This window comes from Paenibacillus alkalitolerans (assembly GCF_016482785.1).
Taxonomy (GTDB): domain Bacteria; phylum Bacillota; class Bacilli; order Paenibacillales; family YIM-B00363; genus Paenibacillus_AE; species Paenibacillus_AE alkalitolerans.
Window position 1 is genome coordinate 151,269 of sequence record NZ_JAEMXM010000002.1, and the last position, 19,771, is coordinate 171,039.

Here is a 19,771-nt window from a genome sequence, read left to right on the forward strand (position 1 = left end):
CCGGCCGAAAATGAGCGCTGTAACCGGACTTTCTCCGGTTAGTAAGGCGCAGCGGGCCGAAAGTGCCGGATACATACGCTGTAAGCGAAAAATTAGCGACTGCAAGTTCGCGTTAACAATGAATCGAAGCCTCAATATTGACCTTGCAACTTGGTCGGAACGGTCAAATTGATATTAGGTCAACAATTGACCTTATGATGCGGGACAGACCTGGCAAGAAAATTGTCCCGGCCAAGAAGCAGAATCGTTCTATGCAAACTTACACTTCCAACGTTTCCCCGGGGAGCAGCGGATGGCCTTGGATCCCCTTCTCCGCCAGACGCGCGGCGAATGCGTTCCCGTTTTGCTCAATAAGCGGAAACGTGTTGTAATGAACCGGAATGACGTGCCGCGCACCGATCCAAACCGCCGCATCGACTGCATCTTCCGGACCCATGGTGAAATAATCGCCGATCGGAAGCGCCGCAACGTCGATGCGGTGCCGTTCGCCGATTAACTTCAAATCCGAGAACAGCGCCGTATCTCCCGTATGATAAAACGTCTTGCCGCCGAGCGTTAGAAGCACGCCCGCAGCTTGGCCGGCATATAGAAATGTATCTCCTTCTTCGATGGAAGAGCTGTGAAACGCGGGAGTGAACTTGACTCTTATGCCGTTCTCTTCGAACGAGCCGCCCGTGTTCATACCGTGCGTCTTGGCGCCTTTGCCGGCGCAGTATGCCGCCAATTCAAATACCGCGAATATCGGACAATCATTCGCCTTGGCGATGGCAACCGCATCGCCCAAATGGTCGCCGTGGCCGTGAGTCAACACAACAGCGTCGACCTTCACTTGTTCCGCCGCCATCGCGGCTTTCGGATTGCCGGTGAGGAAAGGGTCAATCGCAACGCGCCTGCCGCCTCCCTCCGCAATGAAACCCGAGTGCCCAAGATACGTAATCCGCATAATTATCTCTCCTTATCGTTTAGTCCGGTCCATCCCATATGATACCATGCGTGTAATGGCTTTTGAAATTGTTTACAATGGTATGGACACCCGGAATCGAAAGCGAGGAGAGACCGTTGTTCATTCAAGCGGAGCAAGTTCATGTTACGCTGCACTACTACCGGTTTGACGGCAATTACGACGGTTGGAACATATGGGCGTGGCCGTACGGCCGGGAAGGTGCGGAGCATCGTTTTTCGGAGTCGGGCGAGTTCGGAATTACGGCCAGCTTCACGGTCGATTCGATGGAGCATTCGCCAAAAATCGGTTTTATTATAAGAAAAAGCGTGCGCGGGAACGAATGGGATCAGCGCGAAATCGGAGACCGGTACATAGAATGGGCGGATGCTGACGGTTCGTCCGAGGTTTGGATCATTCAAGGAGACGCTCGCGTCTACGAAGATGAGCGGATGGCGCATTCGAGGAAAACGGCCCGAATCGTCTCCGCCGTTATGACCGATGAAAATACAATTGAGGCGGCTCTCAATGTTCCTTGCGCCGCTTCCGACCCGGACAAGGTGCGGGGAATGTTCTCTTTGACCGATATAACGGAAGATGGCCGCAAAGTAAATATTGAAGAAGCGGTTGCCGCCGATCAACCTGAAACGTCCGTTGGCGCGAGAATGTTTCATATCCGTACGGAACATCCGATGGATGTATCTCACGAATACATACTGCATATTGCCGGTTGGGAACCGTCGCCCGTCACTTTGACAGGCATGTTCGACAGCCCGCAATTTGTTCAAGCGTACACATATGAAGGAGACGACTTGGGCGCAAGCTGTTCACCAACGCTCACTTCGTTTCGCTTATGGGCTCCGACAGCAACGGAGGCGGTTGTCATGCTGTACGATTCTTGGGATGCGGCGGAGGGGCGCGGGATCCCGATGGGCAGAGCGGAACATGGAACGTGGAAGGCCGACGTCGGGCAAAATCTTCACGGACAATTTTACACATACCTGGTGCGTGTCGCAGGCGAATGGAACGAAGCGACCGATCCGTACGCCAACGCTTTGTCCGTCAACGGCCTCAAAGGAGCGATCCTCGATATGACGGAGACGAATCCGCCGGGATGGGAGTCGGACACTCGTCCCCCCTTGCCGCACCCCGTCGATTCCGTTATTTATGAACTGCACGTCCGGGACGCAACCGTACATCCGTTAAGCGGCGTTCGGGCGAAAGGCAAATATGCCGGTCTTGCGGAGAGAGAAACCCGGACTCCGAACGGTGAGCCGACAAGTCTCGATTATATCGCCGGACTCGGAGTCACGCACGTTCAGCTGCTGCCGGTTGCCGACTTCGTCTCGGTGGACGAGACGGCCGATCCTCCTCGATCGTACAATTGGGGGTACGATCCCGGACACTATAACGCGCCGGAAGGATCGTACGCGTGCGACGCCTATGATCCGGCGGCGCGCATCCGGGAGTTGAAATCGCTCGTTCAAGCGATGCACGCCAAAGGATTGCGCGTGGTCATGGATGTAGTATACAACCATATGTTTTCTGCGGATCGTTCGAATCTCGGGGCACTGGTGCCCGGATACTACTTCCGTTACTTGCCCGACGGCCGCCCGTCGGACGGAACGGGAGTCGGCAACGACACGGCGTCCGAACGGCCGATGATGCGCAAGCTGATCGTCGATTCCGTGGTCCGTTGGGCGAGGCAATATCATATCGACGGGTTTCGATTCGATTTGATGGGCATCCACGACGTTGAGACGATGAATGCGGTCCGGGCCTCGCTCGACCGGGTCGATCCCTCGATCCTGGTCTACGGCGAAGGCTGGTCTCTGCCAACGGCGCTGGATGAGAATGAGAAAGCGAGTCAACGCAACGCGCATCGTATGCCGCAAATCGGCCAATTTCACGACAAGCTTCGCGACGGGTTGAAAGGAAGTGTATTTAGAGCACGGGAACGGGGCTTCGTTAACGGCGGCGGCATCCGTGCCGAGGACGTCAAGTCCGGCATCGCGGGTGGTATAAGATACGGTGGTGCAATCGCCGGCTTCGCTTCCGAACCGGAGCAAACGGTCAATTTCGCCGAAGTGCACGACAATCATACGTTATGGGATAAACTCTTGCTATCCAATCCGGATGATTCCGAACAAATTCGAATGCGCATGCACCGGCTCGCCACGGCGATCGTCCTCACGTCGCAGGGAATCCCGTTCCTGCATGCGGGCCAAGAGTTTTTCCGGACGAAAGGCGGCGAGCATAACAGTTACCGCTCTCCCGACGACATGAACCGTCTTGATTGGGAGCGGATGGAAGCCCATAAAGATACGGTGGAATATGTAAAAGGGTTGATCGCTATCAGAAAAACGTTCCCGGCGCTGAGGATGCGAACCGCGGAGCAGATCCGGCGGCGGCTGCGTTTCCACGATTCGTCCAAAGGTACGATTTTGTATACATTGAAAGGCCAAGACGACGATGGCACCGATGCCCAAACCGTTGCGGTTGCGCATAACGGGAACCGTTCGCCGGCCGATATCGTCCTTCCCGAAGCGGTACACGGCCGTTGGAAGCTTCTATGCGACGGAGTCCGGGCAGGGATCGTCCCTCTCGCGGAATGTCCCGAACGCAAGTTTACTGTACCGGCTCTAGCGACTTGCGTCTGGCTTCTCTAAACTCGTTCTCGAACCGTTCCTGCACGGAGTCGTTGCTTCCCTCAGGCGCAATAGAAAATTCTTCATATTGCCGAATGATGCTGCGAATTCCTTCGAGATCGTTCTCATCGGCCATATGCCCCGCCGTATGCAAAACAAAATGCGGCATCGTCTGCATCGCCAGCGAGAAGCTCTCCTCCGGATCCGCCGTCTGCCGGTAATCGAAGTAAAATTGTTTCAGTTTTTCAATCAACGTCTCTTCCATTGTCTTCCCTCCTCCGTTTTTATCGTGTCCCCGGCGTCCGGGCTGTATTCGCGGTGAGGACATGATATGATATGGAGAAATCTTGCTTGCATTTTTCGAGGTGCTGTTTGTGGTTTTTCGAAATGGTTTTCTATGCGCGCTCTTCGGATTGGCCGCAGTGATCGCAGCGGCGTGCGGACAACAACCGGAATTTCCGCATTCCGGGAACGATGTCGGTCTGCCGGGCGAAGCGCAGCCTCCGCCCTCCTATTCCGGTTCGGAACCCGTTCCGCTGCTCGTGTTTGCGGCGGCAAGCTTGGCGGAAAGCATGAAAAAAATCGAGACGGCATATGAATTGCAGCATCCGCACGTGGAAGTATCGATCAATCTGGCTGCCTCCGGCACTTTGCAGCGGCAAATCGAACAAGGAGCTCCTGCCGACATCTTTGTGTCCGCCGGCTCCGAACAGATGGATGCATTGACGGAGAAAGGGCTTATTCGTAAGGAAAATGTTTCGCGTTTTCTGGGAAATCAGCTCGTGGTCATCGTTAAGAAAGGCGCGGGCAAAGTCCCCGGTTCGTTGGAACAACTGCAGGAAGACACCTTCGGCGCAATCGCTTTGGGGCAGCCGGAGACGGTTCCTGCGGGACAATACGCGAAACAGGCGCTGGACAGCGCCGGGTTATGGGACGCGCTTTCCGATAAACTGGTGTTCGGAAAAGACGTGCGCAGCGTGTTGACTTACGTGGAGACGGGGAATGCGGAAGCCGGATTAGTGTACCGGACGGACGCGCTCGTTTCCGGTCGGGTCGAGGTCGCTTTCGCCCCCGATGCCGATCGTTACGATCAGCCCGTCTATCCGGTCGGTCTGGTGGACGAATCGGAGCATAAAGAGGAAGCTGCGGATTTTATCGCATTTTTACAAGAAGAAGAGGCCATGCGCATATTTTCCGATATGGGTTTTGTTGACCTCCGTTAAGGCGGTAGATTGAATTTGTTTACCGAATCGTTCTGGGTTCCGGTGTTTTTGTCGCTGCGCGTTGCGGCGCTGTCCGGAACCATCGCATTCATTATAGGAGTCGCCGCCGCATGGGGACTCGCAAAACGCCGGTTCACCGGAAGGACGCTGCTCGAGACGCTGTTTCTTCTTCCGCTCGTTCTCCCTCCGACCGTGATCGGGTTTTCGCTGCTGCTCGTATTGGGCAAAAACGGTCCGCTCCAGCCGCTCCTTAAGCTCATATGGCATTCCGGCATCCTGTTTACTCCGTCGGCCGCGGTCATCGCATCGGTCATCATTGCCTTTCCTTTAGCTTATATGACCGCTCGATCCGGCTTCGAGGATGTGCCGGACGAGCTGCTGGATGCGGCCCGCTCCATGGGAGCCTCACCTGGACAGCTGCTTCGCTATGTGCTGCTGCCGCTTGCCAGACGTTCGCTCTATGCGGCGTTCATCCTCGCCTTTGCCCGCAGCCTCGGTGAATTCGGCGCCACGCTGATGGTAGCCGGCAACATACCCGAACGAACGCAGACCGTCCCTTCGGCTATTTATATAGCTGTAGAATCGGGACAGTTTTCGCTGGCGTGGGCTTGGTCCGCGGTGATGGCCGCCATATCGTTCCTGCTTTTGTTTGTAGTCGGCCGCTGGCGAAACTAATGAGTTGAAGCGGCGACCGTTTGTATCGCAATCTCCAAAGCTTTTTTCATCGTACCGTGCGGCATGCACGGCATCTCTGGCCGTTGTGCGAGCTCTGGCGTTGCGGGGAAATGTATGAAGCCTGCCCGGATCGGCAGCTGGCGCTCGCGCACCTGATACAATATACCGTAGAGCGTGTTGTTGCATATATAGGTTCCCGCCGTATTGCTGATCTCGGCTGGGATTTCGGCGTGTTTGATGTTCCGGACGATCTGCTCCACAGGAATGGTAGCGAACAGGCCGTCCGGTCCTCCGGGCACGATCGGTTCTCCATGGGGTTCCGCTCCGCGATTGTCTCTCCTTGCCGTACCGTCGCCGACATCCTTCACATTAATTCCGATCCGTTCCACCGTTACGGCCGCTCTTCCGGCGGCCAACCCGCAGCAGATAACGGCATCGGGGCGGACAGCTGCGACTGTTTCCATCAACTTGACCACACATTTATCGAAAACGACCGGCAATATGGCCGTTTCCAATATGACATTCTTGAATTCGTTCCGATCCAAGGACCGCACCAGACGTTCCGTCGGATTTTCGGGATGATCTCCGAATGGTTCAAAGCCCGTCAATAATAATATCACATGCTTTCTCTCCCCGATTAGTGCAAATGCGCTCACCTTCATAGTAAGGGAGCGCATTGGAACGGTCAATCCGTGAGCTTTTTATTGATATTGTTCAGGCTTGCCGGAAATTCCTTCGCTTTGCCGGGACGAAGCGTCGTCTCTTCCTCCGCGAATTCGGCCATGTTTTTTTGCTCGTTGAAGCTCTTGCTGGGCCGTTTTTGCTGAAAGTTATCGCGTTCCGCCACGAGATCCACCTCCCCCGCCCGTCTCGTCCGCCAAATGCTGCTGCGCCCGCCGTATGAGCTCCCGCACCATTTTTCCGCCGATTTCGCCTCCGACTTTGCCTGCTTCCTCCGTTCTCAACGATCCGTTATATCCCGGTTCCAGCGGCACTTTCAACTCGCGTGCAACTTCATATTTCACAGCATCCGGTCTTGCCGGGTCGACCGCATAACCGGCGCTCCTCATGACATCCGTCTTCAATGCGGACATAGCGTCGCCAGCTTGCGGAACGAGCAGCCGGCGGTTTCTACGCGCCATTCATAACCCCTCCTCATAGTTGCATACACGTAGTGTTTCCTTCGATGCAAGGATTATGAGAAAACAAAAAAGCCCCGGCCGCAGCCGAGGTAAGTGTATGGAGGATGCAAGGATGTGATTTCCTTACCATTTTATGAATCCGCTAATTGTATTGGTTGGGTTGGCGCCTATGGTTTCCGTGTTTTTCCGGAAATTTTAACCGCGGTTAGAGCTGAGTTTGCGTAACAATATGCACCGTTTCCTTGATATAACGTCATATAGCTGATCCATTCGAATTGTCGTCAAGCACTTGCAGCATCTGCTCCAACAACCGGACGCCCTGCTCCTCTTCCGCCCGGGCTTCTCTTAGGATGCGGACAGCCGCCGCAGCTTCCTCCGGGTTGTTCGGATCGCCTCCGTTCGGAAACGGGAACCGGACGACGAACTCGCCCAACCGGTCGGCGACGTTATCGTAATGAACGGCCGCCTTGCCGGCTAGTGAACTTAGCTGTTTATCCGCAGACGATTCGCCTTCATATTCCAAAGCGACTTGCTTCAAGAATTGCGCCGCAAAACATCGCTGGTCAAACACGTATAGCCCGTGCAGCGTGTTGCCGTACACATCGACGTTTCGGTTTCCGAACGCCTCGATCCAAGCGTCATATCCTGCCAATCCGTTGCGATATCGAGAGTCTTCCCGTTTATAACCTTGTTCGCGCGCATGCCGGACCGCCAGCTTCAGCGCGCCGCGCAGCATCGTCCGTTTGTCGACAGGCAGCGTTTCGGTCACGGCCATTACGTACAGTTCATGCACTTGACCGCGGCCCAGCTTGTCATACGGCAGTTCGCCATCCTTAGTAATATCGCGGCAGCGAAGAGTGCGGGTTTCATCATTGTAGCCGTAGATGATGCCGAATTCAGGCACGAACAGGTCCCACGCCAATACAGCTATGCCTCTATCGACACTCCACTGAATCAATTTGAGCGCCCGTTCCAGCTCCTCCGGTGTCGGCGGGATTGCGGTCGGCCCGCCTTCATACCGGGTGCGGAAGCCTAAATTCGCGAACTGCTCTTCGTGATGAAGCGGCCATTCAAACGCCGAGTACCCGGCGACGTCCACACGTTCGCGGTCGATGATGATCCTGAACGCGTTCGCGGTATATCCTGCAACTTCAACGAGAGATAGATTTTGCCAATCCGTATATTGCAGGATCGAGTAGATTGAACCGGTATCGGTTACATTCGTGTGCTTAAAGTTGTTCGTGAAATCGGGGCGGTTCCCCATAGCCTAACACTCCCTTGGACGGTATAAGATTGGAGGAGCGAGAAGCTTCGCTTTCGGTTTTCCGGCGTCGCGCCGCTGCTTGACGTACATGCTGATATGCAGGCGGAGCCGTTCGCGCTGCAGCTTGCCTCGGGCGCGGGAAATGCTGTTGTAGATGTTCGCGACCGGCGTATCGAGCACGAGGGCGATTTCATAAGGCGTCACATACCGGAAGAAGTGCGCTTCGAATATTTCTTTCTCCCGTGCGCTCAAGCAAGCGAAAAGCTGCCTGATGCCGTCCACCAGCTCTTTGCGCATAAGAGCGGCGGCGGGATCCTGCTCTTCCCGTGCGGCAGCTTCCGAATGGCGGCTCATGTGGAACAGAACGCGGTCGATGTCTAGCCAATCGTGCGCCTCTCCATCAATTACGGCCACCGCCGCCGGCCGGCCGCCGAGCAAAGCTGCGGCGGAAGCTCCTGTCTCAAAGCTCGAGAACGGCCGTTCCTTCGCGTACGGGCCGCCGCGGCGCAGCTTCATATACGCCTGATTGCGGACGATTCTCGACAGCCACGGCGTGAACCGGCTGTGGTCCGCCAGCCGGCCGACGTGCAGAAAGGCTTGGACCAACGCCTCCTGCACGACGTCCTCCGCCATATGATGGTCATAAGTAAGCGAGCGCGCCCAACTGTACATCTTCGCACGGCTTCGCCGCACGAGCTCTCCGAACGCCTGGCGGTCGCCTTCTTTCGCCAAGTCGGTCAGCCGCTCTTCGGACAATGATTTCAATTCTTCCTGAACATTGTCTGCCAACTGCTGCACGCGTCAAGCTCCTTTCGCTCCCCTTATATGATCAATGCCGGCCGGGATGCGAATCTATCATCATTTTTTAAAAAAATTTTAAACATGGGCGGTTTTGTTGTATTTCCCTCTATAAATCGATTCCAAGCCTTTGGATATGCAGTAAAAACCGAGAATGAGTAGGGCGTAAGCGGCCAATGGAATGAACAGCATCCATTTGTTCGCATATATGCTCGACTTGGCCATCCCGATGAGCCCCGCCCATTCTTTGGTGGCGCTATGATATTCGACCGGATCGGGGTATACGATCGTACCTCCGACGAAGATGTTGAACAGCGCCAATTGTCCGAATAACGTCAGCGTTAAAATAATTTCGTTAAGGAGCAGAATGAGCAGGCTTTCTTTCAGGTGCGGAAACAGGTGGGTCTTCACGATCTTCCAATGACCGGCGCCAAGCGAGCGGGAAGCGAGCACGAACGGGCGCTGCTTGATTTCAATCGCTTTTTCTTTGACCGTCGACACGACGCTCGGCAGCCCGATAACGACCATCACAACTGCTAGAATGAGCGTTAACGCATTTGGAGGGAGCGGCGAATTGAAAGATATGCCCGCCATGATAAACCACACGATCATAAACAACGGAATCCCGTTCAATACGCTCCAAAGCGGCCACGGTTTACGCTTTTGGCCGGCATAACCGAGAAACATTCCAAGGAATCCGCCGAAACCGACCCGGGCGAAAGCGATGACCAGCGACAGCAATATCGTAAATTTCGCTCCATAGAGCAATTGCGTCATGATGTCCGCTCCCCACTTGTCCGTCCCGAACGGAAACAATGCTCCCGGCGGAACGGGCGGCGCGAGCAAATCGGACGTTCCGTCCTCTTTCACTATAAAATCGATTTTCGCCCGGTAATCAAGATCGTATGGCGCCACAGAAGGTCCCCAAACCGCAATAACGAGCATAAACGCCGTTATGAGCACACCCGAGAGCAGCGTTTTATTCATCGGACAAACGCCCTTTCCCATATCCGTAAAAAGGTTCGAACCAGAAAATAGATTACCGCGTATAATGCCGATAAAGTGGCCAAGCAGTTAAACACAAGCCTGAATTGGTACGTCTCGTTCCATAAAAAAGCGCCGGTAAACAGCATGGACGTAACGCCCCGCAAATTGTACAAGTATTCGACGATAAACAAATTGCTCATTATGATGCCGATTAACTTATGTAAGTCGGCGCGTATGAACGGAAACACATTCGGAAGCGCGTGAAAGAAATAGATGTAACCTCTCGGCAAACCACGCGCCTTCGCATTCGCGATATAATCCTCGGTCAACGTCAACCTCATATGCAGTGCGACGTTTCTTGTCACATACAATGCCGGTACGATCACCATGGATAGTAAGGGGAGCATGATTGCCGGTTCGGAATCCGACGACACGCTGGCTACTTTAAATACGACGATGCCCGTCTGTTGAACGATGTAGACAACGAGAAACTGCAGCAAAATAATGACGACAAAATCGGGAAGCACGGACGTTAATTCCAAGAGACGCTTCCACCACTCGCTTTTCGTCCAAGAAAACAGAACGCCCGCCAGAATACCCAATGTCAGGCCGGCAAGCGCCGCAGCCGTAACGTATCCGAATGAAACGACGATATATCCTTGCACATGATCCAAAAAACCGTATTCGTTCTTCCCTAAGTAATACAGCCAAGATTCGCCCGTAATAAGTCCGATAATATATAAACGGATCGTTGCCAAACCGGACGACACATTCAAAAGGATTCCGCCGGAAGAAGGTTGAATGACGACCGGCATAACGCTGATTAGGGCTGTGAACGCGAGTATTATCGGCACCGTTAATGCGCGTGCAATCCATTTCGGCATAGTTCCCGTATCCTCTCACAACTTGTTCATTTCCGATTTTTTTTCTATTAGCGGTTTTGCCGCCGCATAGAAGTATAATGCATGAAGCAAGATGGCCGCAGCGGCCAATAGAAACGGCCATCCGTAATGTTTTGCCGTCAAAACGTATCCGGTAATCAACGATGCGAGCGATACTCCCAGATTTCTTGCAACCGAACGGACTCCCGCAAATATGTTGCGCAGATCGTCGCGTACGGCGGACATCGTTTGACTCTCGGCCAAATTGTTCAGCATCGTGTAAGTGCCGCCCCGCAAGACAAACGGGATAATGAACGCGCCGACCGGCAGCGGAGCCGCAAGCAAAACGAGCAGACACAGCTCGGCGGCGTATAACTTCCCGAATGCTCGGCCTATTCCCCACCGTTCCAGCACATAAGGCATCAACAACGATCCGAGGAACAACGCAAAGCCGTAAACCGCGAATATAGCGGATAACGGCTCGTCCGTCAGGTTGAACCGCAGCTTGACGATCACATTAAGAACCGGTACGACAAACCCGAACAATATCCCGGAAAGAAACAAGAATACTGCCAGGACCGCAACGTTCCGGTAATCACGCTTCGGCGGCACGGTTTCAGCCCGCTCCTCGTTGTCCGAACCGTTCGGTTTAGAGCTCATCTCCGCCGGCTCGGCGGGAAGCAGCACCGCTCTTGCCAAACCCGCAATACATAGCGAAATGGCGGCAACGAACAGCGCCCCCGAGTACTGCGACTCTCCCCGTGGAAGTACGTTCGGAAGCCAACCGGCGAGGAGCGTCCCGGCTCCCGTAAACAACGTGAACGAAGCGAACAGAGCCCCGTACGCCCTCGGCTCATCTTTCTTTTCTTTGCAATACCGGAACAGCAATTGAATTTCGGATGTAATAAGCAGCGTAACCCCGACGGAAACGACGCATTGCGCCGCGTAAAAGGCCGGAAGCTCATCGGCGACGCCATAAGCCGCATACCCTGCGGCCATGAGCAGAAGACCGGCGACCAGCGCGCGTTTCCGGCCGATGCGCCGCATGGCGAATCCCGCCGGAATCGAGGCGATGCCTGTTATTAACGCCGCGACGGCGTTGATCGCTCCGATATCGCGTTCCTGAACTCCGCGATCCAACAGGTGCAAGTTCAAAATCAAAGCGAAAATGCCGATACCGACGCCGAGCAAGCTCTCCGTCGCGATAAATCGCCGCACCGCCGCCGGCAGCCGGAACAAATCTATAAAGTAAGTTTTCATACTAATCTAGTAACCTCAATGTTGTTTATTTCTATATAAGTATAGCCGCTAACATTTTGTTTTCAAGGAAAAAATTGATAATCTGCCATCATGCGCACAAAAACGCGATAGGAAATAAAAATTATTTTTTTGCAAATAAAAAGGAATTATCCTCCAGTCACTGAAAATAATATATGCATGTGTATACAAAAGCGCAGGGAGGAATGGAAATGAAGCAGCGATGCAAAGCAATTATCGTTTCTTTCATTCTGGTGTCCATGTTGGTGCTGCCTTTCTATACGGCGGCCGCGAAAGCGCCTCACGCAGCGGAACTGTTGGAAGAGGATCATCTGTTGGAAAACTTCTATAACAGCCAAGGTATCGAAATTAAAGGTTTGAACGGCCAAAGCCCCTCCGAACGGTATAATGGAAAAGCCATTCAAGACAACGGTTTGAAAGGCAATATACTCTGGTTCGATTTATCCGCCAATTTAAGCCGGTTGAACTCCCGTGAATCCGTGCAAACAATACTCGACAAAACGAAGAAAGCAAATATCGACACCATCGTAGTCGACGTTAAAAATTACACAGGTTTTGTCGCCTATCAAAGCGAAATTGCGCCTCATATCAGTTCAAGCACCATCCCTCCGTATCAAAATTATTATGACGAGAATTATGATCTGTTGTCTGTTGTTATTGAAGAAGCGAAAGCTAGAAATCTCAAAGTACATGCGGCCGTCAACGTGTTTTCCGAAGGAAGCAACACCTATAAAGACGGTCCGGCTTTCCGAAATCCCGATTGGCAGACCCGGTATTATTATGCCGTTCAAGTCGTGACTGCGCCCGATGGCAGCCAATACGATCTGTTCGGTCAAAATAAAGTAAGGGCCGCAAATACGATTGTGAAATATACTTCCGATTACAATGTGACTCCAAGGGTCAACCGTTGGGGAGCCGAAGCGGTTGTTATCGACAATAAAGTCGTTCAAATAATTGACGGTGTAACGACGGGGGAAGTTGCGGCGGTGCCTGAAGACGGTTACGTCTTATCGGGGCATGGCGAAGGGCGGACCTGGATATTGCAGCACTTGCATATCGGTGATGCGGTTGATCTTAGCCGATCCAGGACGGATATTATCCCCGCTGCGCAATATCCCACTTTCGCAACGTTTGTGAATCCGATCTACGAGGAGGTGCGCCAGTACGAATTAAATATTGTAAAAGAAATCGTATCTAAATACGACGTGGACGGAGTCGTGCTGGATCGTGCCCGTTACTCGAACGTTTACGCGGATTTCAGCGATTTGAGCCGCAGTGAATTCGAGAAGTATATCGGCGCGCAAGTGGAAAACTGGCCGGAAGATATATTCCAAGTCAAGTTCACCGAAACGGGCGATGAGCTTGTCGCCGGTCCGTGGTTTAAAAAATGGATCGAATGGCGGGCGCACAATATCTACAATTTCTTCAACGATGCCCGGGATTTAGTCAAATCGGTTAAAGACGACGTGTACTTCAGCACCTATGTCGGATCTTGGTACCCGTACTACTACAACGAAGGAGTTAACTGGGGAAGCAAGCGGTACATCCCTGATGAACCGTGGGCCAGCGAAGATTACCATAAATACGGGTATGCCGGTTTGCTGGACTTTATTATGACGGGCCTTTACTACCCTGAAATTACCGAAGAAGAAGCGGTCGCGAAGAGCAATCCGGAATGGATGAGCGTCGAAGGCGCGGCGCATTTGAGCACCGAAGTGGTGGATCAGGATACGTTTGTATATGGCAGTTTATACTTGCTGCAGTATCAAGGCCAACCGGAGCGGTTCAAACAAGCGGTGGAAATGACGGTAAACGAAACGAACGGCATTATGATCTTCGATTTGGTGTATCTGGAAATGTACGATTGGTGGCACATCTTGGAGAATACTTTGAATAAATCGAACCCACCGCACGAGAATCCGGGATTAAGCAAACTGATCGAGTAACCGCTGCTTATCCTTGTGGCCCCTATACGTCCTCAAGTTCATTATGGCAAAAATCTGTTCACATGCTGTTGTCCGAGTGTTCATAGTTTGGCGCAATCACGATGTAAACTCAGGGTTATGGCAATGGAATGTCCGTATCGTGTTGTCCGGACTACATTTTGTAAACACTCCATTGCCATAATTAAAACCGCTGATAGAAAATAACTAAAATTACGTACGAGAAGACAACAGTTTATAAACTGACCTTTTCCATAACGGACGGAACGGGCTGTTACCGAGAGTCATCGCAGGGGAATACCAAACAGAAAGAGCAGTTGGTCAGGGTAACCCTTGTCCGACTGCTCTTGTTATAACTCTAGAATCCCATAGTTTTCACGAAGTGAACTGCTATCTAGAGTTTCAAGAAAAACTCCCTCTTATCGCGGTCTGGCTTCTTTGCATACTTCGAAGAAATTTTTCTTATGCTATATCCGCCGCATTTCCCTTACGGTTTCAATATTACCGTCGAGTAGCCCGGAAGCGTCAATGTCCCGTCAGCATGCAGTGCAGCTCCATCCGCGGTGGTGAAGGCTGCGTTCTTGAAGGTCTCTCCGCCCATAACGGAAGCAATGTTCACTTCGGCCGGTTCTTTGCCCAAGTTGTGGACGACCAGTGAAGCGTCTCCTCCCGAAGTCGCCCGAATGTAGGATTCTATTTTGTCATTGTCCAATTTGAATTCCACTATTCCGCCGTTATGCATCGCCGGGTCGCCGTTCCGGTATTCGATTAGCCTCTTATAGTGCGAATACAGAGAGTCGGGATCAGAAACCATCTCTTCGGCGGACGCGGCTTCCTTCCCGTTAAACTTCGGAACGATCCAAGACGTGTTTCCGGCGGCAGTCCGGTCGTTCGTCCACGGGAACGGTTCGCGGATATGTTCGTCAGGCTTCATTCCCGCCATACCGATTTCTTCCCCGTAGTAGAGGAACGGATTGCCGGGCAGCGTCAGCAGCACGGAGGCAGCCATTCTCGCATGGTCTAAGTTACCGCCCAATACGCTTATTACACGGTTTTGATCGTGATTGGCGAGAAAGATCGAATCGGTAAAAGCTCCTCCGGCAGACTTATGGTATAACGCGTATATTCGATCCAACGAGAAAGCGATATTGGAGCTCGTTTCCGATCGAACCATATCAAGCACGCGTTTGGCAAGATCAAAGTTAAAGGCCGAGCTCATCGCATGATTGAAGTAAGGCGCGACGACGGCGGGACTGTCCCATACTTCCCCGATCATGACGATGCCGTGATTTTGTTCCTCCATCGCCTTCCGAAACTCCTGCCACCAGGCCATGTTTTTCTCCGCTGTTTCAGGCTTGCCGCGATCGCTCTGCAAGTTCTCGTATATGTGTTTAGCTGCATCGAGACGGAATCCGTCAACGCCGAGTTCAAGCCAATGTTTCCCGACGGCGATCATTTCTTGGCGAACTTCGGGGTTGTCCAAATTCAGATCGGGCATGCCTTCCCAGAATACACCCAAGTAGTGCGATCCGTTCTTCGCGTGCCACGCTTTGGACGCGCCTGTCGCGCTGCCGCCGGTAACCGGCGTTTCCACGTCGGCCCACGTATACCAATCGCGCTTCGGGCTGTCTTCCCCTTTCGCCGACTCGATGAACCACGGATGCTGCACGCTGGAATGGTTCACGACAAAATCCATGATTATCTTTATATCGCGTTTATGCGCTTCATCCGTTAAACGCTTCAAATCATCAACAGTACCGTAATCGGGGTTAATGCCATAATAATCGGTTACGTCGTACCCATGATAGCTTGGGGACGGATTGACCGGCATTAGCCATATGCCGCGCACACCCAGATCGGCCAAGTAATCCAGCTTTTCGGTAACGCCGTTCAAATCGCCGATGCCGTCACCGTTCGTGTCGTAGAAGGTGCGGACGAATATTTCATAATAAACACGTGACGGCTGATCCGCAGCCGTAAACGCTGCCGCTTCCGGCGACGGCGATGTACAGCCCGTGAACAGCAAGATGAGAACCAACAAGGGAACGATCAGACGCACAGTCTTTATCATCCTTTGGAAGCACCCGCCGTCAATCCTTGAATGAGGTATCGCTGCAACCAAATAAACAAAATCGTGACCGGTATGGCGACAAGGACAGCGCCTGCCGCAAACAGCGTAAATTCTGTGGAATTGCGCTGGTTGACCATACTCCAAAGACCTACCGCGAGCGTGCGCTGCTCCTCCGTTCGCAAGATGAGCTGGGCGAACAAGAAATCGACCCACGCTCCGTTAAAAATCATCAGGCCCACATACGTGATCATCGGTTTCGTCAGCGGCATCATTATTTTGAAGAAGATAGTCCAATGACCCGCCCCGTCAATTCTCGCCGCCTCGTCCAAGCTTCTCGGGATGGAATCGTAGAAACCTTTGGCCACCCACACGTTCGGAATAATCGATCCGGCACTATAAACCAAAATCAACGCCCAATGGTTGTTCAATAAGTTCAATTGCAATAGGAAAATGTAGATGGCGATCATCGCCATGAAGCTGGGAAACATTTGTAAAACAAGTACGGCTGTCAATCCCTGCTTACGGCCTTTGAACCGGTACCTCGAGATCGCATATGAAGTCAATAGCGTTAAGAAGGTGCCGAACATGGTCGAAAAAACCGCTATTTTGAGCGTATTCATGAACCAAAGCGGATAATCCGTCTTCGTGAACAAGTTGCGGTAATGCTCCACCGTGAAAGCTCTTGGAATCAGTGTATCGCTATATAAACTGTTTCCGGCTTTTAAAGAGGACATGACGATCCAAAGCGCAGGATAAATGGCCGCGAGACAAAGCAGAATCAATATAACGTAACTTAGAAACAACCCGGCGTTGCCCTTTCCCCGTCGGCTCATTGGATCATATCCTCCTCTTTGAACGACTTCGTTTTGCGGAAATTATATATGGAGAACGTGGCAATCATCACGAAAATAATGATGCCCAGAGCGGATGCAAAGTTGTACTCCTGGTTATTCAAGGTCAATTTATAAAGCCATGTAATGAGCAAATCGGTACTGCCCGCATACTGATATTTCGGGTTGACCGGATCCCCGTTCGTTAACAAAAAGATCACGTTAAAGTTATTGATGTTTCCCGCAAATTGCATGATCAGGATAGGCGCGGTAGCAAACAATACGAACGGCATCGTAATATTTTTAAATTTTTGGAACGGATTTGCCCCGTCAACTTCCGCAGCTTCGTACATATCCCGCGGAATCGTCGTTAATACGCCGCAAACCAATATCATCGAAACCGGAATGCCGATCCACATGTTGACCAGAATGACCGTTATTTTCGCCCAGAACGGATCGGTCAGCCAAGGCAGCCCTTGCAAGCCGAACATCCGCAAATAATCGTTGATCGGACCGAACTGGTTGTTGAACAGGTTGCGCATGACAAGCAAAGATACCAAGTTTGGAATGGCAAATGGAATAATGAGAACCGTTCTCCACAATTTTTTCAATCGGACACGAGGCTGTTCAATGAGCAAGGCAACCAGTATTCCTGCGAAATACGTCGTAACTGTCGCGATGACGGCCCAAATCAATGTCCATGAGAGAACGCCGGCGAACGTTCGGCTCCAAGTCTTTAACTGCACCAGATTCAAGAACGTCTTAAATCCCGTCCAGTCGACGAGCTTCCCCGGAGGCAAATTGTTCCCGCCGAAGTTGGTGAACGCAATCAAAATACTGAAGACGAGCGGCAATACGGTTAAAAATATAGTAACGATGATGGGTAGAAACAGTATGATGAAAGGGAAATACTTTTCGTTCACGTTAGTCAAGGTCTGCCGAAACGAATATATGTCCTTCCCAGCATCTCGAAGTTTTCCGGTTTGAGAAGCGTCTTTTACGTTTAATGTGTACAAAAATGCAATAATTCCCATAACGATAAACGCGATAAGACCTTCTATCATTAAGTAGACGGAGTGATCGCCTTCCACTCTTTTGAATTGCTTTCCGACCTTTACCAATCCGCCAGCCTGATCGCCGAGCGTGATTAATCCTCTAATCGATTCAGCCAAATCGGTTATGAAGAAATACCAACCGAGAACGCCGATGGCTAAAAACAGAACACCTTTGATCCATTGCCGATTGTACAGCTGGCCTAAACCCATAAACAGGACGGACAGCAGTGCAGCTGTTTTTTGGTGCCGGCTTGCCACGTTCTCCCATCCTCCCCCGCAAGTAAAATGACAGGATTCCGCATCCTTGGAAGAGACGAAATCCTGCATAAATCTTTAGTTCGAACGGTTACTGAGCGGCTTTAATTTTTTCCTTAATGGTGTTTGCGTTCGTATCGAGCGTCGCCTTCACGTCGGCGCCGTCGTTCCATACCGTCGTCAATGCGCCCGCGCCCGGCTCCCATACGTCACGCATTGCGGGAATGGAAGGCATCGGCGTGGAATTCACGAATTGCTGCGAGAAGCCGCTGACAATCGGGTTATCCACAATGACCGGATCTTGATTCGCTTCTTTGTTCGCAGGGATAATTCCCGTCATTTCATGGTTCAACAACTGAATTTCCTTACTGGATGCGAATTGCGCGAACAATTTCGCCGCATTCGGATATTTCGTGTACGAGTTTACATAATAAGATTTAACACCTGAGAACGAAATCGGATCTTTGCCGTTCGGGAATTTCGGCAGAGGTGCCACGCCAAAGTTCACTTTGTCGCGGAAAGAGCTTACCGCCCAAGGACCGTCAATGTTCATCGCCAATTTGCCTTCCGTGAACAATTGGGTCTTCACGTCCCAAGTAATGTCGCCTGTGTTGACCGGAAGAATTTCTTTCAAGCTTTGCATGAACTTCAAGCCTTCGACCGAGCCTTCGTTATTCAGGCCGAAGTCTTCCGGATTCGTACCGTTGTCTCCGAATACGTATCCGCCGAAGCCGGAGAAGAAGATGTGGCCGAAATAGAAGTTGCCGACTTCCCACATTATTCCGTATTTCTTATTGTTAACGTCGTTGAATGTCTTGGAGAACTCGATCACTTCATCCCATGTTTTCGGTGCTTCGGGAAGAAGGTCTTTGTTATAGAACAATGCATAGGTTTCAACGGATTTCGGGTAGCCGTACAGCATTCCGTCGTAGCTGGAAGCGGTAATCGCCGCTTCTACCATGCTGTTGCGGGTTTCTTCTTCATGAATGTCGTTCGGAAGCAGCAGTGTCGCCGTCACCGCCGGACCGATTTGATCATGCGGGAGCGTAAGGATGTCCGCGGCCAACCCCGCGGGTCCGTCCGTCGCAAGGCGCCCGCCTTGGTCTCCTCCCGGAACTACTTCGACAGTTACAGGTACGCCGTATTTCTCTTCGAAGCGTTTGCCGACCTCTTCAATGAATGGCTTTTCTTCTTGGGATTCCCACACAACGAGCTTCGCTCCGTCTTCCGGTGTCAACTCATCGGTTTCGCCGGTATTTTCAGCTTCTTGATTTGCCGGTTCGGCGGAAGCTTGATCGCCTCCTGCCGCATCATTTTCCTCCGTTGCGTTGCTGCCGCCGCATGCAGCGAGCGAGAACGCGAGAACAAGCGCAAGAATGAGTGCAAACCACGGTTTCATCTTCATGTAGATGCTTGACCCTCTTTCAATAAAATTATTTAGGATGAGGCTTGGCCACCGGTCCGTGCGTTACGGTGCAACCCGCACCGGAGGCGGCTGCGTTCCTCCACTCCGCAATGTTATTGCCATATTCACGGTTTGCACACTTCTTTGTGCAAACGATTGTGCAAAAAAGTCGCGAAATGGCTTTTCCGGTAATACAAAAGCGTTTTCATTTCGATTGTAAACGCTTTACGTGCATCTTTCGACCTGATTATAGCGCAATCGTTAAATCGTTTGCACGCAGACGAAATTACCGAAATACCGCAATTATTATAAACTATGTAGTTATTACTCACATTTACTCCAATTTACTTCCTTTTTTGCGTATTATTTATCACAT

The 19,771-nt window shown here is 51.9% G+C and carries 18 protein-coding genes; 4 read left to right on the forward strand and 14 right to left on the reverse strand.

Annotated elements, in window-relative coordinates; genetic code table 11:
- Window positions 1–259: 259 nt before the first annotated feature.
- Window positions 260–943: a metal-dependent hydrolase gene (locus JET16_RS04490; protein WP_199614457.1), complete on the reverse strand. Its 684-nt coding sequence runs from the start codon at window positions 941–943 to the stop codon at window positions 260–262.
- 62 nt (window positions 944–1,005) lie between these two features.
- Between JET16_RS04490 and pulA the strand changes: the two genes are divergently transcribed.
- On the forward strand, window positions 1,006–3,609 hold the full coding sequence (pulA, locus tag JET16_RS04495; RefSeq protein WP_199614458.1) for a type I pullulanase: 2,604 nt from the start codon (window positions 1,006–1,008) through the stop codon (window positions 3,607–3,609).
- Here pulA and JET16_RS04500 read toward each other — a convergent pair.
- Complete coding sequence (locus tag JET16_RS04500) at window positions 3,569–3,853, reverse strand: hypothetical protein (RefSeq protein WP_199614459.1); 285 nt, start codon at window positions 3,851–3,853, stop codon at window positions 3,569–3,571. The two genes, pulA and JET16_RS04500, sit on opposite strands and share 41 nt — an antisense overlap.
- A gap of 109 nt (window positions 3,854–3,962) precedes the next feature.
- On the opposite strand from JET16_RS04500, the gene modA reads away from it, so the two are divergent.
- A complete protein-coding gene (modA, locus tag JET16_RS04505) occupies window positions 3,963–4,811 on the forward strand; it encodes a molybdate ABC transporter substrate-binding protein (protein WP_199614460.1) in 849 nt (282 codons plus the stop codon).
- 9 nt (window positions 4,812–4,820) lie between these two features.
- Window positions 4,821–5,486 carry a molybdate ABC transporter permease subunit gene (gene modB, locus JET16_RS04510; protein ID WP_199614461.1) on the forward strand — a complete coding sequence of 222 codons (666 nt, stop codon included), beginning with the start codon at window positions 4,821–4,823 and terminating at the stop codon, window positions 5,484–5,486.
- On the opposite strand, the gene JET16_RS04515 is transcribed toward modB, so the two are convergent.
- The 8 genes from JET16_RS04515 to JET16_RS04550 all read right to left on the reverse strand — a co-directional run bounded on the left by JET16_RS04515 (window position 5,483) and on the right by JET16_RS04550 (window position 11,818).
- Window positions 5,483–6,106, reverse strand: a complete 624-nt coding sequence (locus JET16_RS04515) for a pyroglutamyl-peptidase I (protein WP_325176614.1) — start codon at window positions 6,104–6,106, stop codon at window positions 5,483–5,485. The genes modB and JET16_RS04515 overlap by 4 nt on opposite strands.
- Window positions 6,107–6,171: 65 nt before the next feature.
- Entirely contained in the window at window positions 6,172–6,333 is a 162-nt protein-coding gene (locus JET16_RS04520) for a hypothetical protein (RefSeq protein ID WP_199614462.1), read from the reverse strand.
- Window positions 6,317–6,628, reverse strand: coding sequence for an alpha/beta-type small acid-soluble spore protein (locus tag JET16_RS04525; protein WP_199614464.1), 312 nt, complete (start codon window positions 6,626–6,628; stop codon window positions 6,317–6,319). Before JET16_RS04525 ends, JET16_RS04520 begins: the two co-directional genes overlap by 17 nt.
- Before the next feature lie 253 nt (window positions 6,629–6,881).
- Window positions 6,882–7,892 carry a hypothetical protein gene (locus tag JET16_RS04530; protein WP_199614465.1) on the reverse strand — a complete coding sequence of 337 codons (1,011 nt, stop codon included), beginning with the start codon at window positions 7,890–7,892 and terminating at the stop codon, window positions 6,882–6,884.
- Between the two features lie 3 nt (window positions 7,893–7,895).
- Window positions 7,896–8,690 (reverse strand): RNA polymerase sigma factor, encoded by a 795-nt coding sequence (locus JET16_RS04535; protein WP_199614466.1) that lies wholly within the window; start codon window positions 8,688–8,690, stop codon window positions 7,896–7,898.
- A 78-nt stretch (window positions 8,691–8,768) separates the two neighbouring features.
- Window positions 8,769–9,677 carry an ABC transporter permease gene (locus JET16_RS04540; protein ID WP_199614467.1) on the reverse strand — a complete coding sequence of 303 codons (909 nt, stop codon included), beginning with the start codon at window positions 9,675–9,677 and terminating at the stop codon, window positions 8,769–8,771.
- A complete protein-coding gene (locus tag JET16_RS04545; RefSeq protein WP_199614468.1) occupies window positions 9,674–10,561 on the reverse strand; it encodes an ABC transporter permease subunit in 888 nt (295 codons plus the stop codon). Before JET16_RS04545 ends, JET16_RS04540 begins: the two co-directional genes overlap by 4 nt.
- A 15-nt stretch (window positions 10,562–10,576) precedes the next feature.
- Window positions 10,577–11,818 carry an MFS transporter gene (locus JET16_RS04550; protein ID WP_199614469.1) on the reverse strand — a complete coding sequence of 414 codons (1,242 nt, stop codon included), beginning with the start codon at window positions 11,816–11,818 and terminating at the stop codon, window positions 10,577–10,579.
- Window positions 11,819–12,027: 209 nt separating this feature from the next.
- Here JET16_RS04550 and JET16_RS04555 point away from each other — a divergent pair, with 209 nt between their 5' ends.
- Window positions 12,028–13,782, forward strand: coding sequence for an alpha amylase family protein (locus JET16_RS04555; protein WP_199614470.1), 1,755 nt, complete (start codon window positions 12,028–12,030; stop codon window positions 13,780–13,782).
- 484 nt (window positions 13,783–14,266) lie between these two features.
- Here JET16_RS04555 and JET16_RS04560 read toward each other — a convergent pair whose 3' ends face one another.
- From JET16_RS04560 to JET16_RS04575, 4 genes are all read right to left on the reverse strand, one after another.
- Window positions 14,267–15,850 (reverse strand): alpha-amylase family glycosyl hydrolase, encoded by a 1,584-nt coding sequence (locus JET16_RS04560; RefSeq protein WP_199614471.1) that lies wholly within the window; start codon window positions 15,848–15,850, stop codon window positions 14,267–14,269.
- On the reverse strand, window positions 15,847–16,683 hold the full coding sequence (locus tag JET16_RS04565) for a sugar ABC transporter permease (protein WP_199614473.1): 837 nt from the start codon (window positions 16,681–16,683) through the stop codon (window positions 15,847–15,849). The genes JET16_RS04560 and JET16_RS04565 overlap by 4 nt, the downstream gene beginning before the upstream one ends.
- Window positions 16,680–17,945 carry a carbohydrate ABC transporter permease gene (locus JET16_RS04570; RefSeq protein ID WP_233531137.1) on the reverse strand — a complete coding sequence of 422 codons (1,266 nt, stop codon included), beginning with the start codon at window positions 17,943–17,945 and terminating at the stop codon, window positions 16,680–16,682. The genes JET16_RS04565 and JET16_RS04570 overlap by 4 nt, the downstream gene beginning before the upstream one ends.
- Window positions 17,946–18,081: 136 nt before the next feature.
- Complete coding sequence (locus tag JET16_RS04575) at window positions 18,082–19,395, reverse strand: sugar ABC transporter substrate-binding protein (RefSeq protein WP_325176615.1); 1,314 nt, start codon at window positions 19,393–19,395, stop codon at window positions 18,082–18,084.
- Window positions 19,396–19,771 lie beyond the last annotated feature (376 nt).

What these genes read in the sequence shown, in the direction of transcription:
- JET16_RS04490 (WP_199614457.1), bottom strand. Translation starts at nt 943, where the DNA reads ATGCGGATTACGTATCTTGGGCACTCGGGTTTCATTGCGGAGGGAGGC.
- JET16_RS04500 (WP_199614459.1), bottom strand. Translation starts at nt 3,853, where the DNA reads ATGGAAGAGACGTTGATTGAAAAACTGAAACAATTTTACTTCGATTAC.
- JET16_RS04525 (WP_199614464.1), bottom strand. Translation starts at nt 6,628, where the DNA reads ATGGCGCGTAGAAACCGCCGGCTGCTCGTTCCGCAAGCTGGCGACGCT.
- JET16_RS04530 (WP_199614465.1), bottom strand. Translation starts at nt 7,892, where the DNA reads ATGGGGAACCGCCCCGATTTCACGAACAACTTTAAGCACACGAATGTA.
- JET16_RS04540 (WP_199614467.1), bottom strand. Translation starts at nt 9,677, where the DNA reads ATGAATAAAACGCTGCTCTCGGGTGTGCTCATAACGGCGTTTATGCTC.
- JET16_RS04545 (WP_199614468.1), bottom strand. Translation starts at nt 10,561, where the DNA reads ATGCCGAAATGGATTGCACGCGCATTAACGGTGCCGATAATACTCGCG.
- JET16_RS04550 (WP_199614469.1), bottom strand. Translation starts at nt 11,818, where the DNA reads ATGAAAACTTACTTTATAGATTTGTTCCGGCTGCCGGCGGCGGTGCGG.
- JET16_RS04555 (WP_199614470.1), top strand. Translation starts at nt 12,028, where the DNA reads ATGAAGCAGCGATGCAAAGCAATTATCGTTTCTTTCATTCTGGTGTCC.
- JET16_RS04560 (WP_199614471.1), bottom strand. Translation starts at nt 15,850, where the DNA reads ATGATAAAGACTGTGCGTCTGATCGTTCCCTTGTTGGTTCTCATCTTG.
- JET16_RS04565 (WP_199614473.1), bottom strand. Translation starts at nt 16,683, where the DNA reads ATGAGCCGACGGGGAAAGGGCAACGCCGGGTTGTTTCTAAGTTACGTT.
- JET16_RS04570 (WP_233531137.1), bottom strand. Translation starts at nt 17,945, where the DNA reads ATGGGTTTAGGCCAGCTGTACAATCGGCAATGGATCAAAGGTGTTCTG.
- JET16_RS04575 (WP_325176615.1), bottom strand. Translation starts at nt 19,395, where the DNA reads ATGAAGATGAAACCGTGGTTTGCACTCATTCTTGCGCTTGTTCTCGCG.